Below are 20,760 nucleotides of genomic sequence, written 5' to 3'. Positions count from 1 at the left end.
ATTCCCACAACAAGCAAGATGGCAACCATCACGAAATATTCCTGCGGCGCCTTTCTCCTCTCCTTGGGGCTGCTCACGGGCTGTGGCGAGAAGTTTCTGGAAGAAACTCCTACCGACCAGGTAACCGACGCAAACTTCTATAAAACGACCACCGACGCCATTCAGGCTACCAACGCTATTTACAGCGAGCTAGGCAAGGCCGGACAGTACAACTCGGCCCTGTGGGGCATCGGCGACATCGGTTCCGACCTGTCGACCACCGGTGGTGGGGGCGGCGGCGACGGCCTGGAGCAGCAGCAGCTCGATAACTTCAACATCCCCTCGACCAATACGCTGACCACCCGCTTGTGGGGCAGCTGCTACGTGGGTATTGGCCGCGCCAACATCGTGCTGGAGAAAGTGCCCGGCATGAGCATCGACCCGGCCATTCAGGCCCGTAGCATCGGGGAGGCCGAGTTTCTGCGGGCTAAATACTACTTCGACCTCGTGCGTGCCTTCGGGGATGTGCCGTTGCTGACCAAGCCACCGAAGACAACCGAGGAAGTAAACATACCCCGCACGCCGGTGGCCCAGGTATACGCCCAAATTGAGGCCGACCTGAAAGACGCCATTACCAAGCTACCCACTTCCTACAGCGGCGACGACATTGGCCGGGCCACTAAGTGGTCGGCGGCTGGCTTGCTGGCCAAAGTGTACCTGACTGAGGGCAAACTCTCGGATGCGGCTACCCAGGCGCGTAGCGTCATTGCTTCGAGCGGCAAATCCCTGTGGGCCGACTACGGCGACAACTTCAAGGTGGCCAACGAGAACGGCAAAGAGTCGCTGTTTGAGGTGCAGTACATTGCGGGTCGCAACCAGTGGACCCAGGACGGACTGGGCTGGAGCGGCAACGAGTTTATGGGCCCCCGCGGCCAGGGCATCGTGCCCCAGGGCGGTTACGGCTTCAACATTCCGGAGCCCGACTTCGTGGCAGGCTACGAAGCCGGCGACACCCGTCGGGCCGTGACCATCTGGATGCCCGGCGACAAGTACCCGGATGGCCGCGAGCAGCCTTCTTCCCTGCCCGGCTCCCCCAATGGCTACGGCGTGAAAAAGTGGTTTGTGGGCAAGGTGAATACCAACATCTGGGATTCGGAGCTCAATATTCCGGTGATGCGCCTGGCCGAGGTGTACCTGATTCTGGCTGAGGCCGTGGGACCAACCACCGAAGGCCTAGACGCCATCAACACCGTGCGTCGCCGTGCCTTCGGTGGTGCTACCAACCGCGACATTGCCGCCGGTATCAGCCCCGACGATTTCAAGCGGGCCGTGTGGCGGGAGCGGAAGTACGAGCTGGCCTTCGAAATGGACCGTTGGTTTGATATGAAGCGTACCGGTGAGCTGCTGACCTCGCCCCAACTGCGGGCTAAAGGCGTGAAGCCCTTCAACGTGCTGCTGCCCATTCCGCAGTCGGAGCGCGACGTAAACCCCGGCCTCTCGCAAAACCCTGGCTATTAAAAAAGCGGCCGGCCGGCTGGGTATCAGTCGGCCGGCTAGCCTGCCCCACGACATATTCTCTCTGAATTCCCATGAAAAACATATTCCGTTTAACAGCTTTGGGCTTGCTGGCTGCGCCGTTGCTGCTTAGCTCCTGCGAGAAAGACGCCAAAGACTATGAGCTGGAAGGCCCCGTGCCCCAGTCCAACTTTACTTTTCAAGCCAATACCACCGAGTTTCCCACGGTTGTCTCCTTTACTAGCACCACGCAGGACGGCTTCATCTACCAGTGGAATTTCGGCGACAATTCCATCGGCTCGGGTGCTACAGTGCAGCATACCTACGCCCGGCCCGGCAGCTACCAAGTCGAGCTGACGGCGGCGGGCCGCGGCGGCACGGGTATTTCGGCCAAGCAAGCTGTTACCATCCCCGATGCCTGCGCCAACACGACCTTCGCCAACCTGGTGGGCTGCGCCGGCAGCGGTGTTCGGGTGTGGTCCCTTTCCAATGACCCTGGCGCCATTATTCGCGAGGCTGCCAACGGCAGTCAAATTTCGGCGTCGGGCACGCTGCTGCCCTGCCAGCTCGACGACCAGTTTTCGTTTACCAACAACTTCACGATCAACTACGAAAGCGCCGGCGCTACTTTCCAGAGCGGTACCACGTGTGGTAAGTCGCTCAACCACTCGGGCAACTTCGTGTTCCGGCCCAACAACGGCAACCCCCAGATTGTGCTGAAGGGCAACAAGTCCTTTATCGGCGTGGCCGACTCGGTGGTCAACAAAACCTACGACATCCTGGAGGCCAGTGACACCAAGCTACGCCTGCGCGGTACCAACCCCGACGGCACGCGCACCATTGTGACGCTGACTCCCTACGACGCTACGGCTCCTTACAAGCGGCTGCTGACCGGTGGCTCGTCGAAAACCTGGATGCTGGACGACAACGCGGATGCTCCCATTACGGTAGGTACGGAGGCGAATCCGCTGGAGTACTTTGCCGGGGTGAAGGCCGGAGAGCTGCCCGACTGTCAGGCAGATGACGAGTACACCTTCTCGATGACCAACACGCTCAACTACGACGCCAAGACGGAAACCTTCTCGGCCGCGGCCGGCTACACGTGCAAAGCCCCCGAAACGGCGGCTACGCCTTTCGTGTTTGGACCTTCGGCGGGGGCTGGTCTGGCGCAGTTCATACTGAGTCGTAAGGGTGCCTTTATTGGGGCCACCGACGCCTCGCCCACGGAGCAGGTATATCGTATCTTGAGCATCGACGAGAACAAGATGACCATCCGGGCCGGCAGCGGAGCCAACGGCGGTACGGTGTTCACCATTAAAATGGTAGCCAAAAAATAGCGGAACCAGCTTCCGCACTGTAGTTTATTACTTGTAGTTCATGACAACACAATCCCTGTTCGGACAGCGGAGCACCCAGCTCGGGGCCAGCATAGTGCTGGCTCTGAGCCTGCTGGCCTGCACCGAGACGAAAACCAAGAACGTGCCGGGTCCGGTGACTCCGCCGAGCAACCCGGTCGTCAACGAAGAGCCGCGCGACTACGGGCAGTACACCACCCTGGTATGGAGCGACGAATTCGACGGCGGTTCGCTGGATCAGAGCAAGTGGGTCTACGAGCTAGGCGGCGGGGGCTGGGGCAACAATGAGTTGCAGGCCTACACCAATTCGACCGACAATGCCTACCTGAGAGGGGGCTACCTCGTGATTGAGGCCCTGAAGAAACAGTCAGGCAACAACGCTTACACCTCGGCCCGCCTTATTACCAAAGGCAAGCGGGACTTCCAGTACGGCCGCATCGACGTGCGGGCCAAGCTTCCTAAGGGCAAAGGCATCTGGCCCGCCATCTGGATGCTGGGGTCCGATATCGACCGTAACAACTGGCCCGTGTGCGGCGAAATCGACATTATGGAGTTGCGCGGCAGCCAGCCCCGGGAGTTTCTGTCGACCATGCACTTTGGTACCAGTGCGGCTACCCGTGTTTACAAGGGTAAAACCCAACCCGTGGACTTCGACTTGTCGGAAGACTTCCACACCTACAGCGTGGTGCGCAGCAAGGACTTGCTGCGGTTCTATCTGGATGGCGCCAGCCAGCCCTTCTACACCTTCACCAGCGCCGACGCCAGCCCTTTCCCGTTCAACAACCCGTTCTTCATGATTCTGAACGTGGCCGTTGGGGGCAACTTCGACGGCGACCCGCTGCCCAACACCGAGTTTCCGGCCCGGATGCAAGTCGACTACGTGCGCTACTACCAGTACAAGTAGCCTACAGCCGTTCGAACGAAGCAGGCCGCCGTGCCAAGTAGCACGGCGGCCTGCCGGACGAAACCACCATTCTTTATTGGCTTGAAAGTAAGCGTGCGTGCTGCTGATCCAGCATGCTACTTGCCCTTGGCTTGCCCAACATATTTCTATCTGAGTTGCGCTTGAGTGCCGGCCCGAAGCCGGAAGTTTCCGTTTCCCACCGTTAACCCACCTTCGATGACGCAATCTTTTACAAAATCAGTTCTACTGGCCGGCGCTTTACTGGCACTGGGGCAATCGGCCGTCGGGCAGGTGCTCTACGAGAATTTTGAGAATACCCGGCGGGTGTCCTACTCCTTTACCAGCGGCGTGTTCACCCAGCCCATAGCCAATCCGGCTGTGTCTGCCGGCAACAACAGCGCCTCCGTGGGCCGGTACGTGCGCAACGCGACCCAGCAGTTCGATGTCATTCTCATCAACCCGCTGGCGCCCCGCCTGGCCGACGTGTCGCCTTACCTGGCGGGCACTAAGAAGATTACCCTGAAGATGTACAGCCCCGCCGCGGGCAAGGCCGTGCAGATTGTGGTGCAGAACAAAGCCAAAGTAGCCGCCGGCTACCCCAACGGCAACCTGGGCGGCACCTTCAACGCCACCACCACCGTGGCCAACGCCTGGGAAACCCTGACATTCACCTACACGGCGGGCAGCCCCGGTACCTTCGACCCTACCGTGCTGCCCACCGACGCCGACCAGCTGGTGATGCTCATCGAGCCTGGCACCAGCAGCAATGCCACGTATTACCTCGACGATATTATAGGCCCCGAGCTGGTGGCCGCTGCCCCGGTTGTCGACCAGCTCTACGAAAACTTCGAGAACGTGCACCAGTTGAACTACGTGCTTAAGAAAAGCAACGGCGGCTTCAACGGCGACACGCTCAACAACTCTGTTTCGGCGGGTAACACCAGCCCGCGGGTGGGCCGCTACACCCGCAGCAACCTGCAGTACGACGTGCTGGTGGTGCGCCCCAAGCAGCGCCCGGCCGACGTGTCGGCCTATCTGACCAACAACAAGCAGATGACGCTGAAGGTGTTCAGCCCGGCGCCCGGCATTCAGTTCCAGATTACCATGCAGGACTCGACCCGGGCCGGGGCCACCAACTACCCCGTAGGCCGGCACTCGGAGTACGTGGCGACTACCTCGGCGACCAATGCCTGGGAAACCCTGGTGTTTACCAACAGCGGCCGTCCTGACGCGACTATTTCCTCGACTTCGGTCAACGAGCTGGTGCTGCTCATTGCGCCCAATACTACAGCTAGGGGCCGCTACTACCTCGACGACTGGTACGGCCCGACGCTGCTAACGGCTACCCCCACCACGGCGACCAAGTCCGTAGGCGCTGAGCTGGCCGCCAGCTGGCCCAACCCCGCCGCTGACCACGCCAACATCCGCTTTTCTCTGGCGAAGCCGGCTACCGTGACGCTGGCCGTCTACGATGCTCAGGGCCGGCACGTGGCTACCCTGCTCGAAAACCAGGCTACGCTCAGCGGCGAACATACGCTGCGCCTCAATACGGCCAAGCTGGCTGCCGGCCTCTACCACTACCGCCTCGAAGTGGAAGGCCGGGCCGTAAGCCGTTCCCTGAGTATCACGCACTAAACCCAGCGCATTTTCCACGTTTTGCCTGCTCATGCAGACGGGCACCGTGGTGTAGAGGCCGGTTCCGCAATGGTTAGGAGAGCGGACCGGCCTCTTTTTGTGCCCAGCTATTCTAACTTACGCTCACCGAACCCTTATTTTCATTTCGTATGGCTCTTGTTGCTCCTTCCGCCGTCGGCTCCTCCCCGGATACGGGCCAGGACGCGCCGCGCTACACCTCAGCCCTGGCCTCGCTGACGGTGCTGTTTTTCATGATGGGCTTCATCACCTGCCTGAACGACATCCTGATTCCTTACCTCAAGGGCCTCTTCACGCTCAGCTACGCCAAGGTCAACCTGGTCAACTTCTGCTTTTTTGGGGCTTACCTGGTCATGGGCATCCCGGCCGGGCAGGTCGTCAAGCGCCTGGGCTACAAGCGCGGCATGCTCGTGGGCTTCCTGGTGGCGGCCCTGGGCTGCTTTTTGTTTTTTCCGGCCGCCGCAAGCCGCACCTTTGAGCTGTTTCTGGGCGCCTTGTTCGTGCTGGCCACCGGCATCGTGACCCTGCAGGTGGCCGGCAACCCCTACGTCGCCATTCTGGGCCCGCCCGCCACGGCCTCCTCCCGGCTCACGCTCACGCAGGCCTTCAACTCGCTGGCTACTTTCCTGGCCCCGATTCTGGGCTCGGCCCTGATTCTGTCCCACCTGCCCGACCTCAAGCAGCTCTCGGCCTCCCAGGCCGCGGCCCTGGACGTGACGGCGGTGCAATACCTGTACCTGGGCATCGGGGCCGTGCTGGTGCTCATCAGCCTGCTGCTGGCCCTGCTGCGGCTGCCCCACATCACCCATGCCCCGGCCCCGGCCGGCGACACCGAGCGGGCCTGGCACTTTCGGCACCTGCGCCTGGGCCTGGTGGGCATCTTTGCCTACGTCGGGGCCGAGGTGGCCATTGGCTCCCACATCGTGAGCTACCTGGGCCAGCCCGAGGTGCTGAACATGCCGGCCCGGGAGGCGGGCGTGCAGGTGGCCTTCTACTGGGGGGCGGCCATGGTGGGCCGCTTCCTGGGCATCGGGCTGCTGCGCAAGCTCCAGCCCGGCCGGGTGCTGGCCGTGGCCGCGGTGGGGGCGGTGGGCCTGGTGCTGCTTTCGATTACCACGTCGGGCCCGGTCGCCATGTGGAGCCTGCTGGCCGTGGGGCTGATGAACTCGATTATGTTCCCGGTCATCTTCACGCTGGCCGTGGCCGGGCTGGGGCGGCACACCGAGGATGCCTCGGGCCTGCTCTCGGCCGCCATTGTGGGCGGAGCCATCATTCCGCCCCTGTTTGGGCTTATCGCCGACAGCACCAGCGGCGGCGGGGGGGTGCACGCCCTGCGTCTGGCGTTTATCCTGCCCGTGCTCTGCTACCTCTACATCGTCTGGTACGGCCTGAAAGGTAGCCGCCCTGCGGCAGCCTAGTTAAGCTCCGAGCTAGATATAAAAAAGCCGCCCGTCGAGCTATCGACGGGCGGCTTGTGCTTTATAGAACTGCGGCTCAAGCCTGGTTGAACAGGCCCACGCCGTCTACAATAGTGGCTTCGTAGGTTTCCAGGGACAACCCCAGCTCCTGCTGATACTTGGTCTTCATGTATTCCACAAAGGCCGGTACTTGTTCAGTGGCTACTAGGTTGATGGTGCAGCCGCCAAAGCCCCCGCCCATCATGCGCGCTCCATATACACCGGGCACGTTCTGGGCCAGCCGTACCAGTACATCCAGCTCCTTACAACTTACTTCATATTTTTCGCTTAGGCCGGTGTGCGAAGCGTATAGCTGTTTCCCCACGGCCGTCAGGTCACCCTGCATGAGTACGCGGCAGGTTTCTTCCACCCGCTGATTTTCCTCTACCACGTAGCTGCAGCGCCGGTATACCACGTCGCCTAGCTCGTTGCGGTGGGTTGCTAGCTGGGCCAGGGTCACGTCGCGCAGGGTTTCAATCTGGGGGTAATGCTGACGCAGAATCGCCACGCCCTGTTCACACTCCTGGCGACGGGTGTTGTACTCGGAGCTGGCCAAACTATGTTTCACGCCCGAGTTGCAGAGTACGATGCGGCAGGCCGTGGTGTCGAAGGGGAAGTATTCGTACTCCAGGGAGCGGCAGTCGAGGCGCACCACTTTGCCGTCGCGCCCAAAGACGCTGGCAAACTGATCCATCAGCCCGCACATTACCTTGGCGTACTCGTGCTCGGCCGTTTGTCCCATTTTGGCAATCTGCATGGGTTCCAGCTGGGTATGCAGCAAGTGGTCCAGCGCAAACAGCATCCCGCATTCCAGCGCGGCCGACGACGACAAGCCCGCCCCGGCTGGCACCGTGCCGCCGAAGATGCAGTCAAAACCTGGCACCTGCACGCCGCGCTTGTGCAGCTGAGCCACTACGCCCAGCAGGTAGTTGGCCCATTCCGTTTCACTGGGAGCCACTGCGTCGGCGGCCACCTCGAAGGAGGCGTCGAAATCGTAAGCTCGCAGCCGTATCAGGTTCTGCTGGTTCAGGGCCACCGCGAAATACATTTCCTTGTCGATGGCCGCCGGCAGCACATAGCCCGCATTGTAGTCGGTGTGCTCTCCAATGAGGTTAATACGGCCAGGGGCGCGCACCAGCAACGGTTCAGAGTCAAAATGTTGGCGAAATGCAGCGGCAATATCGTGGGCGAGCATAAGCAGAAACAGAGTGGGATAAAAGAATAGGGTGGAAGCCGGCCGCGCAAGTTGGCGCGAATCCGGATGATATTTTACGCACCCCCGCCGACTTTAGCTGAAGCTTTGGCGCATTGCTACGGCAGAGCGGCCAAAAATAATAGGTGTAAAGTCTTGGCCTTAAAACTGCCGGAAAGCCGGGGTGGCGCCGAATATTCTTATTCAGCTGCTGGTAATTATTGGTTAAATTATATTAATGCTGAGTTTTGCCTGTGCCGTTTATTTAGAATGGCCCGAATTATGCTCTACCATTTCGGTAGTATCAAGCTTGGGTCTTTCAAGTAAATAGCCTGAATTGAACCAGTTTTGCGCCTTTTTGCGTTGCGAGGCATTCTGATAAAAATCAGTCGCCAAAAACAGGCAAAACAGATAAGGCTGCTTTGGGTTGTATCAAAAAAATACACTTGTTTGCTTGCGAATAAAAGTAAAGTAGTACCTTTCGGTTTGTTGCAGTAGGTAGGGCTCGAAAATTCCATGTTCTAACCTCTTTATTAAGAAGCTAGCCCCGAAAGGGCCGACGAGTTGTGTAGTGTTTTGGTACTGGCCCTGCAGCTGGTACCGTCCCCCCGAAAACCTCTTTCGTTTCCCACTCTTTCTTCTTCCTATTGTGTCGTTCGACTTCGAAAGCGGACCCTCCCTCGAGCTGGTCCCCACTGTAGACTCTTCGACTGAGTATGCTGCCGTTGCGCCGCAAGTCGATGCTACTCCCACCGTGGCCCCGCCCGTAGAGGCTGAGCCCACCAACTATGCCAACATCGTCCTGCCCGGCGACTTCCCCGACCCGACGATTGCCAAAATTGGCAATACGTACTGGGCCAGCGCGACATCGGCCGAGTGGGGGCCCGTATTTCCGCTGTTCAAGTCGGATAATCTGGTCGACTGGGAGCTGGTTACGCACGTTTTCCCCGGGCAGCTGCCCGACTGGTGCGACGCCAACTTCTGGGCGCCGGAAATCTTCTACGAAGGCGGTAAAACCTATATCTACTACACGGCCCGCAAGAAAGGTGGCCCGCTGTGCGTAGCCGTGGCCAGCGCCGACCAGCCCGAAGGCCCCTATACCGACCACGGCCCGCTGGTAGGCCAGCGCCTGGGCTCCATCGACGGCTTCCCCGTGCGTGATGAGCACGGCGACCTGTATCTGGTGTGGAAAGAGGATGGCAACAGCAAGAGCAAGCCCACGCCGATTTGGGCCCAGCGCATCAATGAAAAGCGCATGGCCCTGGTCGGTAAGAAGGTCGAGCTGTTCCGCAACACCGAGAAGTGGGAAGGCTGCCTGGTCGAAGGCTCGGCCATCGTCCGCCACGATGAGTACTTCTACATGTTCTACGCCGGCAATGGCTGCTGCGGCAAGTGCTGCAACTACGCTACCGGCGTGGCCCGGGCCAAAAGCCTGCTGGGCCCTTGGGAGAAGTGCCCCCAGAACCCGATTCTGGACAAGAACAAGACTTGGAAATGCCCCGGCCACGGCACCGTGGCCGAGTACGAGGGCCGCTGGTTCCTGCTCCACCACGCGTACTACACCGACAGCCACGAGTTTGTGGGGCGCCAGGGCATTCTGAGCGAGTTTACCTGGAACGCCGAAGGCTGGCCCGAATTTGAAGGCAAGAGCCCCCAAGCAGCTCCGTTGCCCGACCTGAGCGTGCTGAACGTGACGGATGACTTTGCCTCCAGTCAGCTGGCTCAAACTTGGCAGTGGCCCGTGGGCGAGCAGCCCGAAGTAGGCGTCAGCGACGGTCAGCTGCTGCTGACGGCCAACACCACCGGCCTGGGCGCCATGGTAGCCCAGCGGACGTTTGCCGCTACCTACAAAGCCGTTACGTCTCTGGATTTCGCCAATCTGGCTCCCGGTACCTTTGCTGGCATTGCCGCCATCGGCGACCATTTCAACGCCTTATCGTTGCTGGCCGGCGACAACAGCCTGCAGCTCTGGCACGTGAAAGGTGGTACGCAGCAGTGCCTGACCAAAGTAGCTCTTTCCGACTGCAAGCAGCTCTGGCTGCGTCTGGAAGTGTGGGGCGGGCAGCGCTACCGCTTCTGCTACAGCACCGACGGCACCAGCTGGCTGGCCATGCCTACGGAAAGCTTCGCCATTAATGGCACGTACCTGCCGCCGTGGGACCGGGGCATCCGCATTGCGCTGTTGGCCCAGGGCCCGGCTACGTCTACGGTAGCCTTCAACCACTTCTCGCTGCGTAATAAGCGTTAGGAAAGAAGCACTCCAATACTAAAAAGCCCCGGCGACTTTAAGTCACCGGGGCTTTTTAGTTGCCAAGTACATAACTCGATGGTAAGCGGTTAGAGCTTGAACTGCAGGCTCAGTTTTACGCCAAAGTTGCGGGCTTCGGGGTTATTACGATAGGTTAGCCGGTGCAGAAAATCCACGCGGGCTACTTTAAAGATGTTTTCTACCCCGTAGCCGACCTCGGCGTAAGGGCCGTGGTCTAGGGCTTGGAAAGAAGGTTGGGGCTCACCCGTGTCGGGATGTTTCGGAGGCGTCAGGTTACGGTTGGCCTCGCTAACTCCCCCAAACAGAACGTTGCCGCTGGCCAGCAGGCGCCAGTTAAGCTTGCGCAGCAGGGGCACGCTGTTGAGCAGTAAGCCTTCAAAGTGGTCTTCTACCCGCAGCGAAACGTACCGGTCACTCACAAACTCGAAGTAACGCATCAGATTGAAGGCCGCTCCGTTGTAAAACGGCGACTGGTTGCCCATGTGCGTCTTCAGAATAGGGTAGGGCACGGTGCTGGGAATATAGCCGGCCTCAAACCGGTAATCGGCCCGCCCCAAAAGGCCCATTTGTATGCTTTGGGTGGTGATAAATGAAAACTTCTGGTACTTAAAGTCGCTGCCAAGCAAGTGGTTGGCGCCTAGGGTGTAGCGAAACACAAACACGGGCCAGCGCATTAGGCCGATGGCCCGGCGGCGGTTGTCGGTTTCAACCATCATTTCGTCGTGGGCGTAGCGCGACTCCAGAATGAGCTCCGAAAGCGTAATGTTGGCGGCCGTGGGCGCGCCGGGGGCCCGCTGCTCGGTATTGTAGTAGGCGAAGTTGTAGAGTGGGGTAAAGCGCTGGTGGCGCACAATAATCTTCTGGGTAAAGCCCCGGATAATATCAGTCTGCAACGACAAGCCCGAAATATCGCGCATCAATGGGCGGCTGCCCCGGATGCGGCCAATGCGGGCGGCGGCGTCGAACAACGGGTTTTCCTGCCCGAACTCATTGTCGAGCAAGGCTACCTGGTCGAGGTCGTGGCGGTATTCGGCACCGAGTACGGTCCAGTGTTGCCGCTCGATGATGCGGCTGACCCGGGCCGCATATTTAAGACGCCCGTCACGGAAGCCGTAGGCAGCATACGCCCGAATCAGCCAGTCGCGGCTTAGCTCGGGCGTGGTGCGGAAGCCAAAGCGCAGGCGGTGGCCCTCAATATCGTTGAAGCCGTAGGTGGATAAGATAGGTCCAAGGTCAAAGCGCCCCACCCGCTTATACCCATTTACGACGATGTCGGCCAAGTCCAGGATAGAGCGCACACTGGGTAGTTCCCGCACCGAGTCGAGCACGGCCAAGGTGGTTTGGTCTTCGGCGCTAAGCGAATCGGGGCGGTTCTTATCAAAAAAGTCTTTTGGTACGAGGTTGGCGTTGGGGGCCGTTTCCAGGGCATTGTCATAAAAAGCCAGGTCCCGCTCGTGGTTGCGTTCAAAATTAGAGTTAATCGTCACGAACTGTACCTGCATACCGGCCTGGTTGTCGACGGGCTTTACCCCAACTACCACGCGCACCCGCTCCGGCAAGGCCGGTCCCTGCCCGGGCGGGGTGAGTTCCTGGTAAATACGTAGGTCGCTGACAAAATTGATGTTGGCCTCAGGGCTTTTCGCCAGCTCTACTTTGCGCAGAGCGTAGGTGTCGGCCGTAATCCAGAGGGTGCCGGTAAAGGCCAGGTCTTGCGGACGCCGGGGCTTTACGGCCAGCCGGTAGCACCAGTCCTGCCCCACAAACACGGAATCTTCCAGCTCGTATTCGTAGGCCAGTTTCCAACCGTCGGCAATGGGCGAGATAAAGTCCTTGCCCATGATGGGCAGCCAGTTAGTATAGAAGTTGTAGTCTTGAAACGATGAGCCCAGAATCTGGGAAGCCACCGAGCCTTCGCGCGGCCCCAGGCCCCGCATCTGCCGGCGCTTTATTTCCTCCCGCTTCCGAATAGGGTGGTTCTGCACGTAAAAGCGGGACAGGACTTCGGAAGCGAAAATGGGTAGGGCCTTGGTGCTAATTCCAGTATTGCCCTTGCTCATGCTATCCGACAAGGCCAGCATATCGCGCACCACTTTGCGCTTGGCCAGGCGACCAGGCAAATCCGTAATCGTCGTCTGAATACGGTTGTAGCTGTCGTATTCAAAAGCCTTCAGGCCGCGCTTATCGTTCTGAGCTTTGCGCGCCTGCACGCGGCGTAGAATAACGTAGGCCGGGTTTTCGGTAGGGCGTACCACTACCTCATTCAAGGTTACCGCCCCCGAGCGGAGGGCAAAGTTTATCGTTTGCTGGGCCTGACTGCCTACGGCCTTTTTCAGAGCCACAAAGCCCAGAGCCGAAGCGGCAAGCGTATCAATAGGCTGCGTGAGGGAAAGTTGGTAGCGCCCTTCAGCATCAGCGGTAAGGCCAATAGTCGTGCCTGGTACAAAAAGAGAAGCAAAAGGCACGGGCTGACCGGTAGCCGCCTCCGTGATGCGCCCCAATATCACTATGCGCTGTGCCTGAGAAGGCAATGCTAAGCTTAAGAGTAAGAATAGTAGCGCATAAATATTCTTCATAAGAGGCGCTGAAACCGGAACTAGCAATACGAGTCGAGAATGGCAACTTCTAAAGTTACAGAATATAGTGCAAACAGGAAATGCCAGAAACTCAGTGATGAGAAGATAGTGGGTTTATGACACTACCGCGCGCTAATTGGCAATAAAATCCTCTTTTAGATAAAACCTTTCAGGCATAGGGGGCCTTTTTTGGTAAATCACTCGAAAGACAGCTACTGTTTTCCCTGGCAGGGAGAAGCCAGAAAAAGCACTATAGCGGGTATTGTATTGTTGAGCTTAGGTTAATCTGCTAATACAACCAGATTTCACCGGGTGCAACACCTGCTTTAACTCGCAGCTAAACCCTTTTACCGATTACAAAGGAGGTTTTATATACTGATTCAGAACATTTATCGAATATCATTAGTACTAGGATTATTCACAGTATAGATTGCCCTGCCTTTAGCTCCTTGCTGGCGGTAGCCGCGCCTTCCTTCTCACACCTTTATTCTACAACAATGGCATTAACTGCTTACCCTTTTCATCCTATCACAGGAGAACTACTTTCTACCTATCGTGACGCCTACCTTCGGGGAGATTTGTCGGGCCAGAATGCAGATCTAGTAGATGCCTACCTCAAGGCTAACCCAGCCCAGGGCGACGAGGCACTAAAACGTTTTTATGCCCTGCGCGAGAAGGGACACGCCGTTCGCCCCGTGGGCTGGCTGCAGCACCAGTTTCACCTGATGCGGACGGAACCGGTTCGTTTCCGTCGTCGGGCGGGCTCTATTGTGCTGGTGGGCGCGCTGCTGAGCGGAGCCGTACTGGCTGGCACCAGCTTACCCCGCCCCGAAAAGATTGGGACTCCGGTCGCCACTATTGCCGCAACCAGCGAAGAAATCGTTAGTGTGGCCGCCGAAGCCGCCGCAGCCAAGAAAATGGCTGTCGTAAACGGTCGGATTCTGGACGAGAACGGGCGGCCGCTTGTAGGCGCTACGGTGCTCGACAAAACCAGTGGCCGGGGTGTGACGACCAATGCGCAAGGCACCTACTCCCTGCTGGTTCCGGCCAACCAAACTTCGAATCTGCAGTTCGGCTACGGTGGTTACACCGAAGACGAAATTCAGGTAAAAGGCCGCAGTGTGCAGAACGTTACCCTGCTGCCCCGCACCGATAAGGTTGCCAAGGTGAAGAAGCGCCACTGGTGGCAGTTTTAGTTGGCCGAGAGGACCAACAGCGTATAACAAAAAAATCTTTCGGTTGTATCAGTTAGCATAATGGCCTAACAAGGCTCTTCGAGAAATCACCCCCTGGTTTTTGGTAGAACCTTAGGCCGTAGCAGCAACCTGAAGTAAGTGGACGTACCTGTTTTACCACCGCGGTCAGACGCGTACATCCATTCCGAAACTCTTAATTCTGTACCGAAGAGTACACGCGACGTGCTAGCGGCTCAGCCGGCAGCGGGTCGCGTTGCTCTTCGCTCTTCGCTAATGAATATTCCGTTTTTCAATCGTCTTCAGTTAAAGAAAGTAACCGTAGCGGTAGCCGATGAAAACGGGAAGCGGGCTCAAAAAATGCTGGAAGGCTTGCTGGCAGACATTCCGGACTTGCTGATGAGCTGCGTGGTCGACACGCAGTCGGGCAAGGTGCTGGCATTTTATACCACAAGCAATACCTACAATCCTAACCAAATCAGCCTGCGCAATGCCAAGCTGCTGCGGACTATGGATGACGCCCTGGCAACCAAGGCCTGGGTGGGTGGTCCGCTAACCGATGCCTCTATTATTCTGGAAGACCAACTTCACCATTTGCGTCCCATAAACGACGGAAAATGGTATTGCTTTTTGGCCGTGCGCATGGCCGATGCCAACCTGGGTATTGCCAAGGAAATCATGCGCCGGCACACGAGCTAGCTTTTGCATTCTCATCACACCCTTTATTTCACCCGTACGTCTCGACATGGCGACCCCCAAACAAACGATACAAGATATCCTGGCTGAACTGCCCACCCTGCTCGCAGTAGCAGTAGTAGAAACCGAGACGGGCATGCCCCTGGCCTCGCACGCCAATATTGCCGATTTCGATATCGAAACCGCCGCCGCCTACAACACCGAAGTGGTGAAGGCAAAGCTGAAAGCTATTCAGGCCCTGAAGCTGAACCAGACGGTGCAGGACATCCTGCTGACCCTGACCGACCAGCTGCATTTGCTGAAGCTGTCACCCGACGGGCAGAAGTTTATTTACCTGGCTGTAAATGCCCGCGACACGAACTTGGCTCAGGCCCGCCAGATTCTGAAGGCTCACTCCGCAGTGGTAAACAGCTAAGAAGTAGAGCTCCTAAAAAAGCCTGCCGGTCGCATTACCGGCAGGCTTTTTTGTGTCCAAAAAGGCAGAAGGCTCCTGTCAGACTTACTTAGGGCATTCTTCGCGCGTCAGGGCTTCGTGAATAGCAATGGCGGCCTGCATACCCTCGGCCGCCGCCAGCAGGGCCTTCTGCGGGCCGGGCGTAATGTCGCCGGCCGCGTAGAGGCCGCCGACGCTGGTTTGGGCGTGCTTGTTGACCCAGACGGCTCCTTTACTGGTCAGGCGGCAGCCGAGGCTTTCGAGCAGGCCAAAGCGCTGGTGCTGGTGGGGATGAACAAAAAGAGCATACCGAGCTAACTTCTCCCCATTTTCAAAGACTATGTGGCGCAACTCCCCGTTTGGCTTGCCTTCAAGGTGGCTAATAGGGTCTTCCCGCAGCTTGATTTTTTGCTGGCGCAGGCGCCGACGGGCATTCTCGCTCAAATGACCCGCCCCGTCGGTGCACACAATAACGTCGGTCGTCCAGCGGCTGACGAGCAAGGCCATGCCCGTCACAATCTTGCCCCGGCCATAAATGGCTATTGGCTGGTTACGCACTTCCCAGCCGTGGCAATACGGACAGTGAAGTACCCCGCGGCCCCACAAGTCCCGCATGCCGTCGATGGGAGGAAGCTCATCTTCAACGCCCGTGGCCAGTAATACCTTGCGTGCCGTTACGGTGAAGCTCCGACCCGTTTCTCCCTCCGCAACTAGCTCAAACAGGCCCGTCTGTTTGCGGAGCTGCGTCACCTGCGCCGTCCGTACTTCCACCGTTTCGTAGGGCTGCAACTGTTGCAGCCCGGTTTGCAGAAGCTCGGCCGGCTTGATTCCGTCGCGGGTGAAGAAACTGTGGACGCCGGGCGAAGGGGCATTACGCGGAGCCCCGCCATTGCAAACCATAACCCGCCGTAGGGCTCGGCCTAGGGTTAGGGCCGCGCTTAGGCCCGCGCTACCCGCGCCAATGATGACAACGTCGTAGTCGGTGGTGGGCTGAGCTGGGGCGTGGCGGCGGGGAAGAGAAGCAACTTGGTGTGGCATAATGAAAGAGAGTAGACTTTCTATACCCCAAAACGGCTCCTACGGTTAGCGTTGAGCCACCTGAGCACGGGTGTGTTGGGCAACAAAAAAGCCCCTCCGGTATGGGAGGGGCTTTTGTTGCGAGCTAGTAAAGCCTTAGTTCTTCACCAGGCGCTTAGCAAGCTTCACGTTGTTGCCGCGGATTACGACCAAGTAGGAACCCGACGTCAGGTGGCGGGCGGCGAAAGGATGCACGATGCCACCGGTGTAGGTTTCGGTGCTGAGCGTACGGCCCGTAGCGTCTACCAACGAAACCTGGTAGCTGCCGGCTGGCAAAGACGTCAGGTCGAGCTGGGTGTCTTCTACCACTGGGTTCGGGTACACTGCGGGCTCGGTGAGAGCAGTAGCGGAAACTTCGCTGCCGAACTGTACCGTGCGAACCGGACCCTGGTTAACCGTGCCGTCGGTATCGACTTGCTTCAGGCGGTAGTAGATCGTGCCCCGGGCTTTGGCGCCGATACCGGCGTCGGTAAAGCTGTAGCTGTGGCCCACGGTGCTCGTACCATTGCCTTTCACGGTGGCAATCGTGGTGAAAGCCTGCTCACCATAGGCGCGCTCCACTACGAAGTGGTCGTTGTTGGTTTCCGAAGCCGTAGCCCAGGTTAGCTGAGCGTTCTGGCCCACGGCGCGTACATCGAATTTGGTTAACTCAACGGGCAGCGGAGCGTTGTTGGTCACGGCAATTACTCCCGAGAATTCCGAGGTGTTACCAACTGCCAAGCCATTTACCGTGGTTGGCACCGTAGCCGTAGCCGTAAGCTTGTTAGCAACCAAGCTGGTAATCTGAGTAGCCGTAACCGGAATCGAGAAGACGAAGCGGCTGACGCCAGTTTCCGAACCATGGTTCAGCCCGGCTTGGCCACCGGTGTAGCTGGCAAAGCGCGTGTCGGTATCAGCCGAAGAGCCTTCCGTAGCATTGAACAAGTAAGTCGAGCCTTCCCCGAAGTTGGTGGGGTCGGCGCTGGCTACGAAGAATTCGATGAGAGCACCAGCCCGGGCATAACCCGATACAATCAGACGGCCCGCGTTGATAGTAGCCTGGGTGAAGACCGGGAAGTTCAGCATGCTGTTGGCGCCGCTAGCGGCCGTCTTGCCGTCGGCATTGAGCGAAACACCGTCGCCGGTGGCCGTGGCATTCGGCGAGAGGTCGATGCCCAGGTTGCCCGTGGCGGTGCTGCCGTTGTTGCCGCCCGTGTTGTTCTGAGTGAAACGGTTGCCCGAAGTGCCCGACATAGCCACGATACCGTCGCCGGAGTTGGTGGTGATGGTGTTGGCGCTGATCAGGTTGTTGTTGCCGCTCAGAATGGCGATACCCGCGTCGTTGTTAGTGAAGGTACCGGCACCATTCGAAGTAATGGTGTTGGTGCTGATCGTGTTCGTCGAGCTACCGTTCTGCAGTACGATGCCGTAGCCGGCATTGCTGTTCATCGTGTTGCCGCTAATGGTGTTGGTTGAAGAACCGTCCACGACAATACCAGCTCCATCGGAGGCCAGGAAGTTGAAGTCCGAGCCGTTGGTCACGCCCGTGCGCAGGATGTTGTTGCTCACCGTAACGCCGGTAGCGCCGCTTTGCAGACGCACGCCACCCGTGAAGTTAGCCGTCGTCGTGACGTCGGTTACCACCGAGCCCGTAGAGTTAGCACCGCTGAAGGTGATGGCCGTGCCCTCGGCTGGAATGGCGGCACCGCCCGCGTTGGCATTGCTGTTGATGCCTTTACCTAAGGCGTTGCTCATAGCCAGCGAGGCAATGCGGGTATTTTTGCCGTACGAAATCAGGCCAGCGTTGCGGTTGAAGTCGATGGCAATTTCAGCCCCGGTGCTCGTACCAGCAGTTGCCGTGGCAGTTTCGCCCGTGCGGTTGCTTTGCAGCTTGCCATCAATAACGGTATCGTCGTCGTACATCGGCTCGAAGGCCGAGCTCAGCGTGATAGTGAATACGCCCGTGGTGGCGTTGTAGCCCGGGGAGGCAAAGCCAGCCCCACGCATACCGTTGGTAGCAGCAATGCCGTTGTTGATCATGAAAATAGCGTGCTCCTTGCCGGCCGTCAGGCCTTCCTGGGCCAGACCCGTGTTGGCCAGGTAGCTGCTGTTGTGAATGAACTGCGCCAGCGAGCCTTGGCCCGAGCTGTTGGTGTTCACTACCAGGTCGAAGTTGTAGCCAAAGTCAACCGAGGTCAGCGGACCCGAAGCCGGCGTAGTAACCGCTGTCAGTGACTGCACAATCGTGGTAGCCGACTGGTTTTGCAGCGTGGCAATGGAAGCGCCAGCACCGTTGCTGGGAACATCAACCTGGTTGGGGTTGGCGCCGCCTACCTGGTTGTTGTTGCCGTTGATATAAGTTTGCACGCCAACCGTGGAAGCCCCGTTGGGGTTCGGACGGCTGCTGAATACCGAGCTGTTTACTACCCGTACCTGATAGTTGGTGTTGATACCCAGGGCGGCACCGCCGGCGCCAGTGGTAAACTCGTAATTGCCGTTGGCATCCGTCAGCACTGAGGTCAGGAAAGCACCGCCGCCGCCGTAAAGCTCTACCCGCACGTTAGCCAAGCCAGGACCGTTGCTGGTAGCCTGGGTGCGGCCCAGGCCGCCGCCGAAGTTAACATCTTCAAAAACAGTACCCTGAATAGCGGTCTGGAAACGAACCGGCGTAGGCGTTTCGCCGTCGCCGTTGGGTGTCGTGGGGAAGGAAGCCGAGTTGTTCGACCGGTCTTCGGCCAGCAGCGTGCCGGGAGGCAGAATCGTACCGTTCGTCAGCTGTACGTGGCCCTGGTTGGCCGCCGTGCCGCCGATGGTGGAGGCGTAGGCGTAGTTGTTCTGTACGGTAGTCGGAGTGCCAGGGGTAGCCGGGAAAGTTACCGTCACCGTAAAGTCAATCAGGGCGCTCTGGCCGGCGGTCAGGGCTTGGGTACCGGTTAGCAGGTCCGTATTGGTACCCTGGCCGTTGAAGGCCGTGTTGAAGGCCAAAGTAGGCGCAGCACCCGCGTTAACCCCAAAGTTGGTTACTGAACCCGAGTTGGCTACCAATGTCACGGTGCTCGACGTCGGGAAAGTAGTATTCACCGTGTTGCCACGCAGGAAGTCCGATACCTGCACGTTAGGAGCGGTAGAGGTACCGGTGTTTTTCACCCGGATATTGAAGCGTACGTTGAACTGACGAGCCGTACCGGTCGGTACTACGCTGATGAGCTCCTTTACCACGTCGATGCGCTGGTCGGGGTTGATGCAGCTGGCGCCGTCGCTGTTGTTGGCCGCGTCAACGGTACTAATCAGGGTAGCCGCGCCCGTGCTCAGGTTTATTGAGTACAGACCAGCCGAGTTGGCGGTGCCTACGGTACCGTTGGAGTAGGCATACATGTTGCCCGAAATGTCGAAGAACGACGAACCGAAGATTTCAGCCGAAGTCGACCCCGAGCTAATTGGGGTTACTACAGCATTTGTAGCTCCTACGGCAATGCGCGACACGTCGCCCAGGCGGGCTACCGAGTAAAGCGTGTTGTCAGAAGGGTTATAGCCAATGTCGGTGAAGTTGTCATCGGCGGGGCCGCCCTGCGGGTCAACCATAGGAAACTGGGTATTCGACGTCAGCACGGTGGCGAAGTTGGCCACGTTCAGACGGAATAAGGTATTGCGGTAGGTGGCGTCCGTGCTGTTACGAGTTGTCAGGTAGTAGTTACCGCTTTTGTCGAAGGTGCCGGAGTTGTACTGCGCCAGGGGCAGGTTCGTGCGACCCAAGTCGCGGATGCCGCCTTGCCCAATGCGGAACAGGTGAATTCCATCGGGTAAAATGGCCGGGTCGCCGTTGTCGGAGGGGTAGGAAACGGCGTACATAAAGCCATCCTGGGAGTTGTAGCCCAAGGCGTTCAACACCCTACCTAGGTTGCCCGTGGCATTGGTGCCACCAAAGGTGTAGGCGTTGGTCGTATACACCGCCGTCGAGCGGTTTACTACGAACAAGGCCGAGTAGGCGGCGGTGCCAGTTCCCACCTGGCGAATCTGGTAGAACGTACCATCACACGAGAAAGCCGTGCCTTCTTGCGCTTGCACTTTCGTCGGGGCTACCACCAACCAGAATAACAGCAGAGCTGTTATGCGTAAGATTGTTGTCATAGAATGTTTATAAAAAGAGCAGAGAAAATTCCAAAAAGAGCAAAGATGTGGGCAAGACACAGTAATCAGTATGCAAACTTACTCTGTACAACTCAATTACCCGTCATTTTTTCGGTGAACGTTCCTGTGTTCTCGCTGAAGTGCAACTTGTTTTGCCTAAACAGGCCTACTTTTTCCAGTGTCTGATAGTCGAGATTTAAAGCAAAAAGTGCAATTGTAACCGTGTGTTTTACAGATAGGTGGTGAGTTGGATGGAGTGAGGAAAGAGGCCGGAGTCTGGCTCGCTCCTTTAGAACACCACACTCAATATAGATCTTTACCGATACGAATAGGATTACAGAGTGGATTTAGTCACCG

Annotated in this window: 13 protein-coding genes; 9 read left to right on the top strand and 4 right to left on the bottom strand. The window is 58.3% G+C overall.

The genetic code is table 11. The features are described from left to right. Positions 1–18: 18 nt before the first annotated feature. The 5 genes from E5K02_RS14870 to E5K02_RS14850 all read left to right on the top strand — a co-directional run bounded on the left by E5K02_RS14870 (position 19) and on the right by E5K02_RS14850 (position 6,824). On the top strand, positions 19–1,497 hold the full coding sequence (locus E5K02_RS14870) for a RagB/SusD family nutrient uptake outer membrane protein (protein WP_135395822.1): 1,479 nt from the start codon (positions 19–21) through the stop codon (positions 1,495–1,497). A 71-nt stretch (positions 1,498–1,568) separates the two neighbouring features. Further along, positions 1,569–2,831 (top strand): PKD domain-containing protein, encoded by a 1,263-nt coding sequence (locus E5K02_RS14865; protein WP_135395820.1) that lies wholly within the window; start codon positions 1,569–1,571, stop codon positions 2,829–2,831. A 40-nt stretch (positions 2,832–2,871) separates the two neighbouring features. Then, positions 2,872–3,753, top strand: a complete 882-nt coding sequence (locus E5K02_RS14860) for a glycoside hydrolase family 16 protein (protein ID WP_135395818.1) — start codon at positions 2,872–2,874, stop codon at positions 3,751–3,753. A gap of 216 nt (positions 3,754–3,969) precedes the next feature. After that, positions 3,970–5,388, top strand: coding sequence for a T9SS type A sorting domain-containing protein (locus E5K02_RS14855; protein WP_135395816.1), 1,419 nt, complete (start codon positions 3,970–3,972; stop codon positions 5,386–5,388). Between the two features lie 149 nt (positions 5,389–5,537). Next, entirely contained in the window at positions 5,538–6,824 is a 1,287-nt protein-coding gene (locus E5K02_RS14850) for a sugar MFS transporter (RefSeq protein WP_135395814.1), read from the top strand. Positions 6,825–6,900: 76 nt separating this feature from the next. On the opposite strand, the gene galK is transcribed toward E5K02_RS14850, so the two are convergent. Beyond that, a complete protein-coding gene (galK, locus tag E5K02_RS14845; RefSeq protein WP_135395812.1) occupies positions 6,901–8,058 on the bottom strand; it encodes a galactokinase in 1,158 nt (385 codons plus the stop codon). 646 nt (positions 8,059–8,704) lie between these two features. On the opposite strand from galK, the gene E5K02_RS14840 reads away from it, so the two are divergent. Further along, entirely contained in the window at positions 8,705–10,303 is a 1,599-nt protein-coding gene (locus E5K02_RS14840; RefSeq protein ID WP_240737285.1) for a family 43 glycosylhydrolase, read from the top strand. An 89-nt stretch (positions 10,304–10,392) separates the two neighbouring features. On the opposite strand, the gene E5K02_RS14835 is transcribed toward E5K02_RS14840, so the two are convergent. Further along, positions 10,393–12,897, bottom strand: a complete 2,505-nt coding sequence (locus tag E5K02_RS14835) for a DUF5686 and carboxypeptidase-like regulatory domain-containing protein (RefSeq protein WP_135395810.1) — start codon at positions 12,895–12,897, stop codon at positions 10,393–10,395. Positions 12,898–13,475: 578 nt separating this feature from the next. Between E5K02_RS14835 and E5K02_RS14830 the strand changes: the two genes are divergently transcribed. The 3 genes from E5K02_RS14830 to E5K02_RS14820 all read left to right on the top strand — a co-directional run bounded on the left by E5K02_RS14830 (position 13,476) and on the right by E5K02_RS14820 (position 15,201). Continuing rightward, on the top strand, positions 13,476–14,093 hold the full coding sequence (locus tag E5K02_RS14830; RefSeq protein ID WP_167856413.1) for a carboxypeptidase-like regulatory domain-containing protein: 618 nt from the start codon (positions 13,476–13,478) through the stop codon (positions 14,091–14,093). A 273-nt stretch (positions 14,094–14,366) separates the two neighbouring features. Next, on the top strand, positions 14,367–14,789 hold the full coding sequence (locus E5K02_RS14825; RefSeq protein WP_135395807.1) for a glycoside hydrolase family protein: 423 nt from the start codon (positions 14,367–14,369) through the stop codon (positions 14,787–14,789). A 46-nt stretch (positions 14,790–14,835) separates the two neighbouring features. Further along, a complete protein-coding gene (locus E5K02_RS14820) occupies positions 14,836–15,201 on the top strand; it encodes a hypothetical protein (protein WP_135395805.1) in 366 nt (121 codons plus the stop codon). Positions 15,202–15,285: 84 nt separating this feature from the next. Here E5K02_RS14820 and E5K02_RS14815 read toward each other — a convergent pair whose 3' ends face one another. After that, positions 15,286–16,257 carry an NAD(P)/FAD-dependent oxidoreductase gene (locus tag E5K02_RS14815; RefSeq protein ID WP_135395803.1) on the bottom strand — a complete coding sequence of 324 codons (972 nt, stop codon included), beginning with the start codon at positions 16,255–16,257 and terminating at the stop codon, positions 15,286–15,288. 135 nt (positions 16,258–16,392) lie between these two features. Further along, the gene (locus E5K02_RS14810; RefSeq protein ID WP_135395801.1) at positions 16,393–20,403 is read right to left on the bottom strand and encodes a beta strand repeat-containing protein; all 4,011 of its coding nucleotides are present in this window, start codon (positions 20,401–20,403) and stop codon (positions 16,393–16,395) included. Positions 20,404–20,760: the final 357 nt, after the last annotated feature.

It is taken from the genome of Hymenobacter metallicola, assembly GCF_004745645.1.
In the GTDB taxonomy this organism is placed as follows: Bacteria; Bacteroidota; Bacteroidia; order Cytophagales; family Hymenobacteraceae; genus Hymenobacter; species Hymenobacter metallicola.
This window is presented reverse-complemented; position numbering and strand designations above follow the sequence as displayed.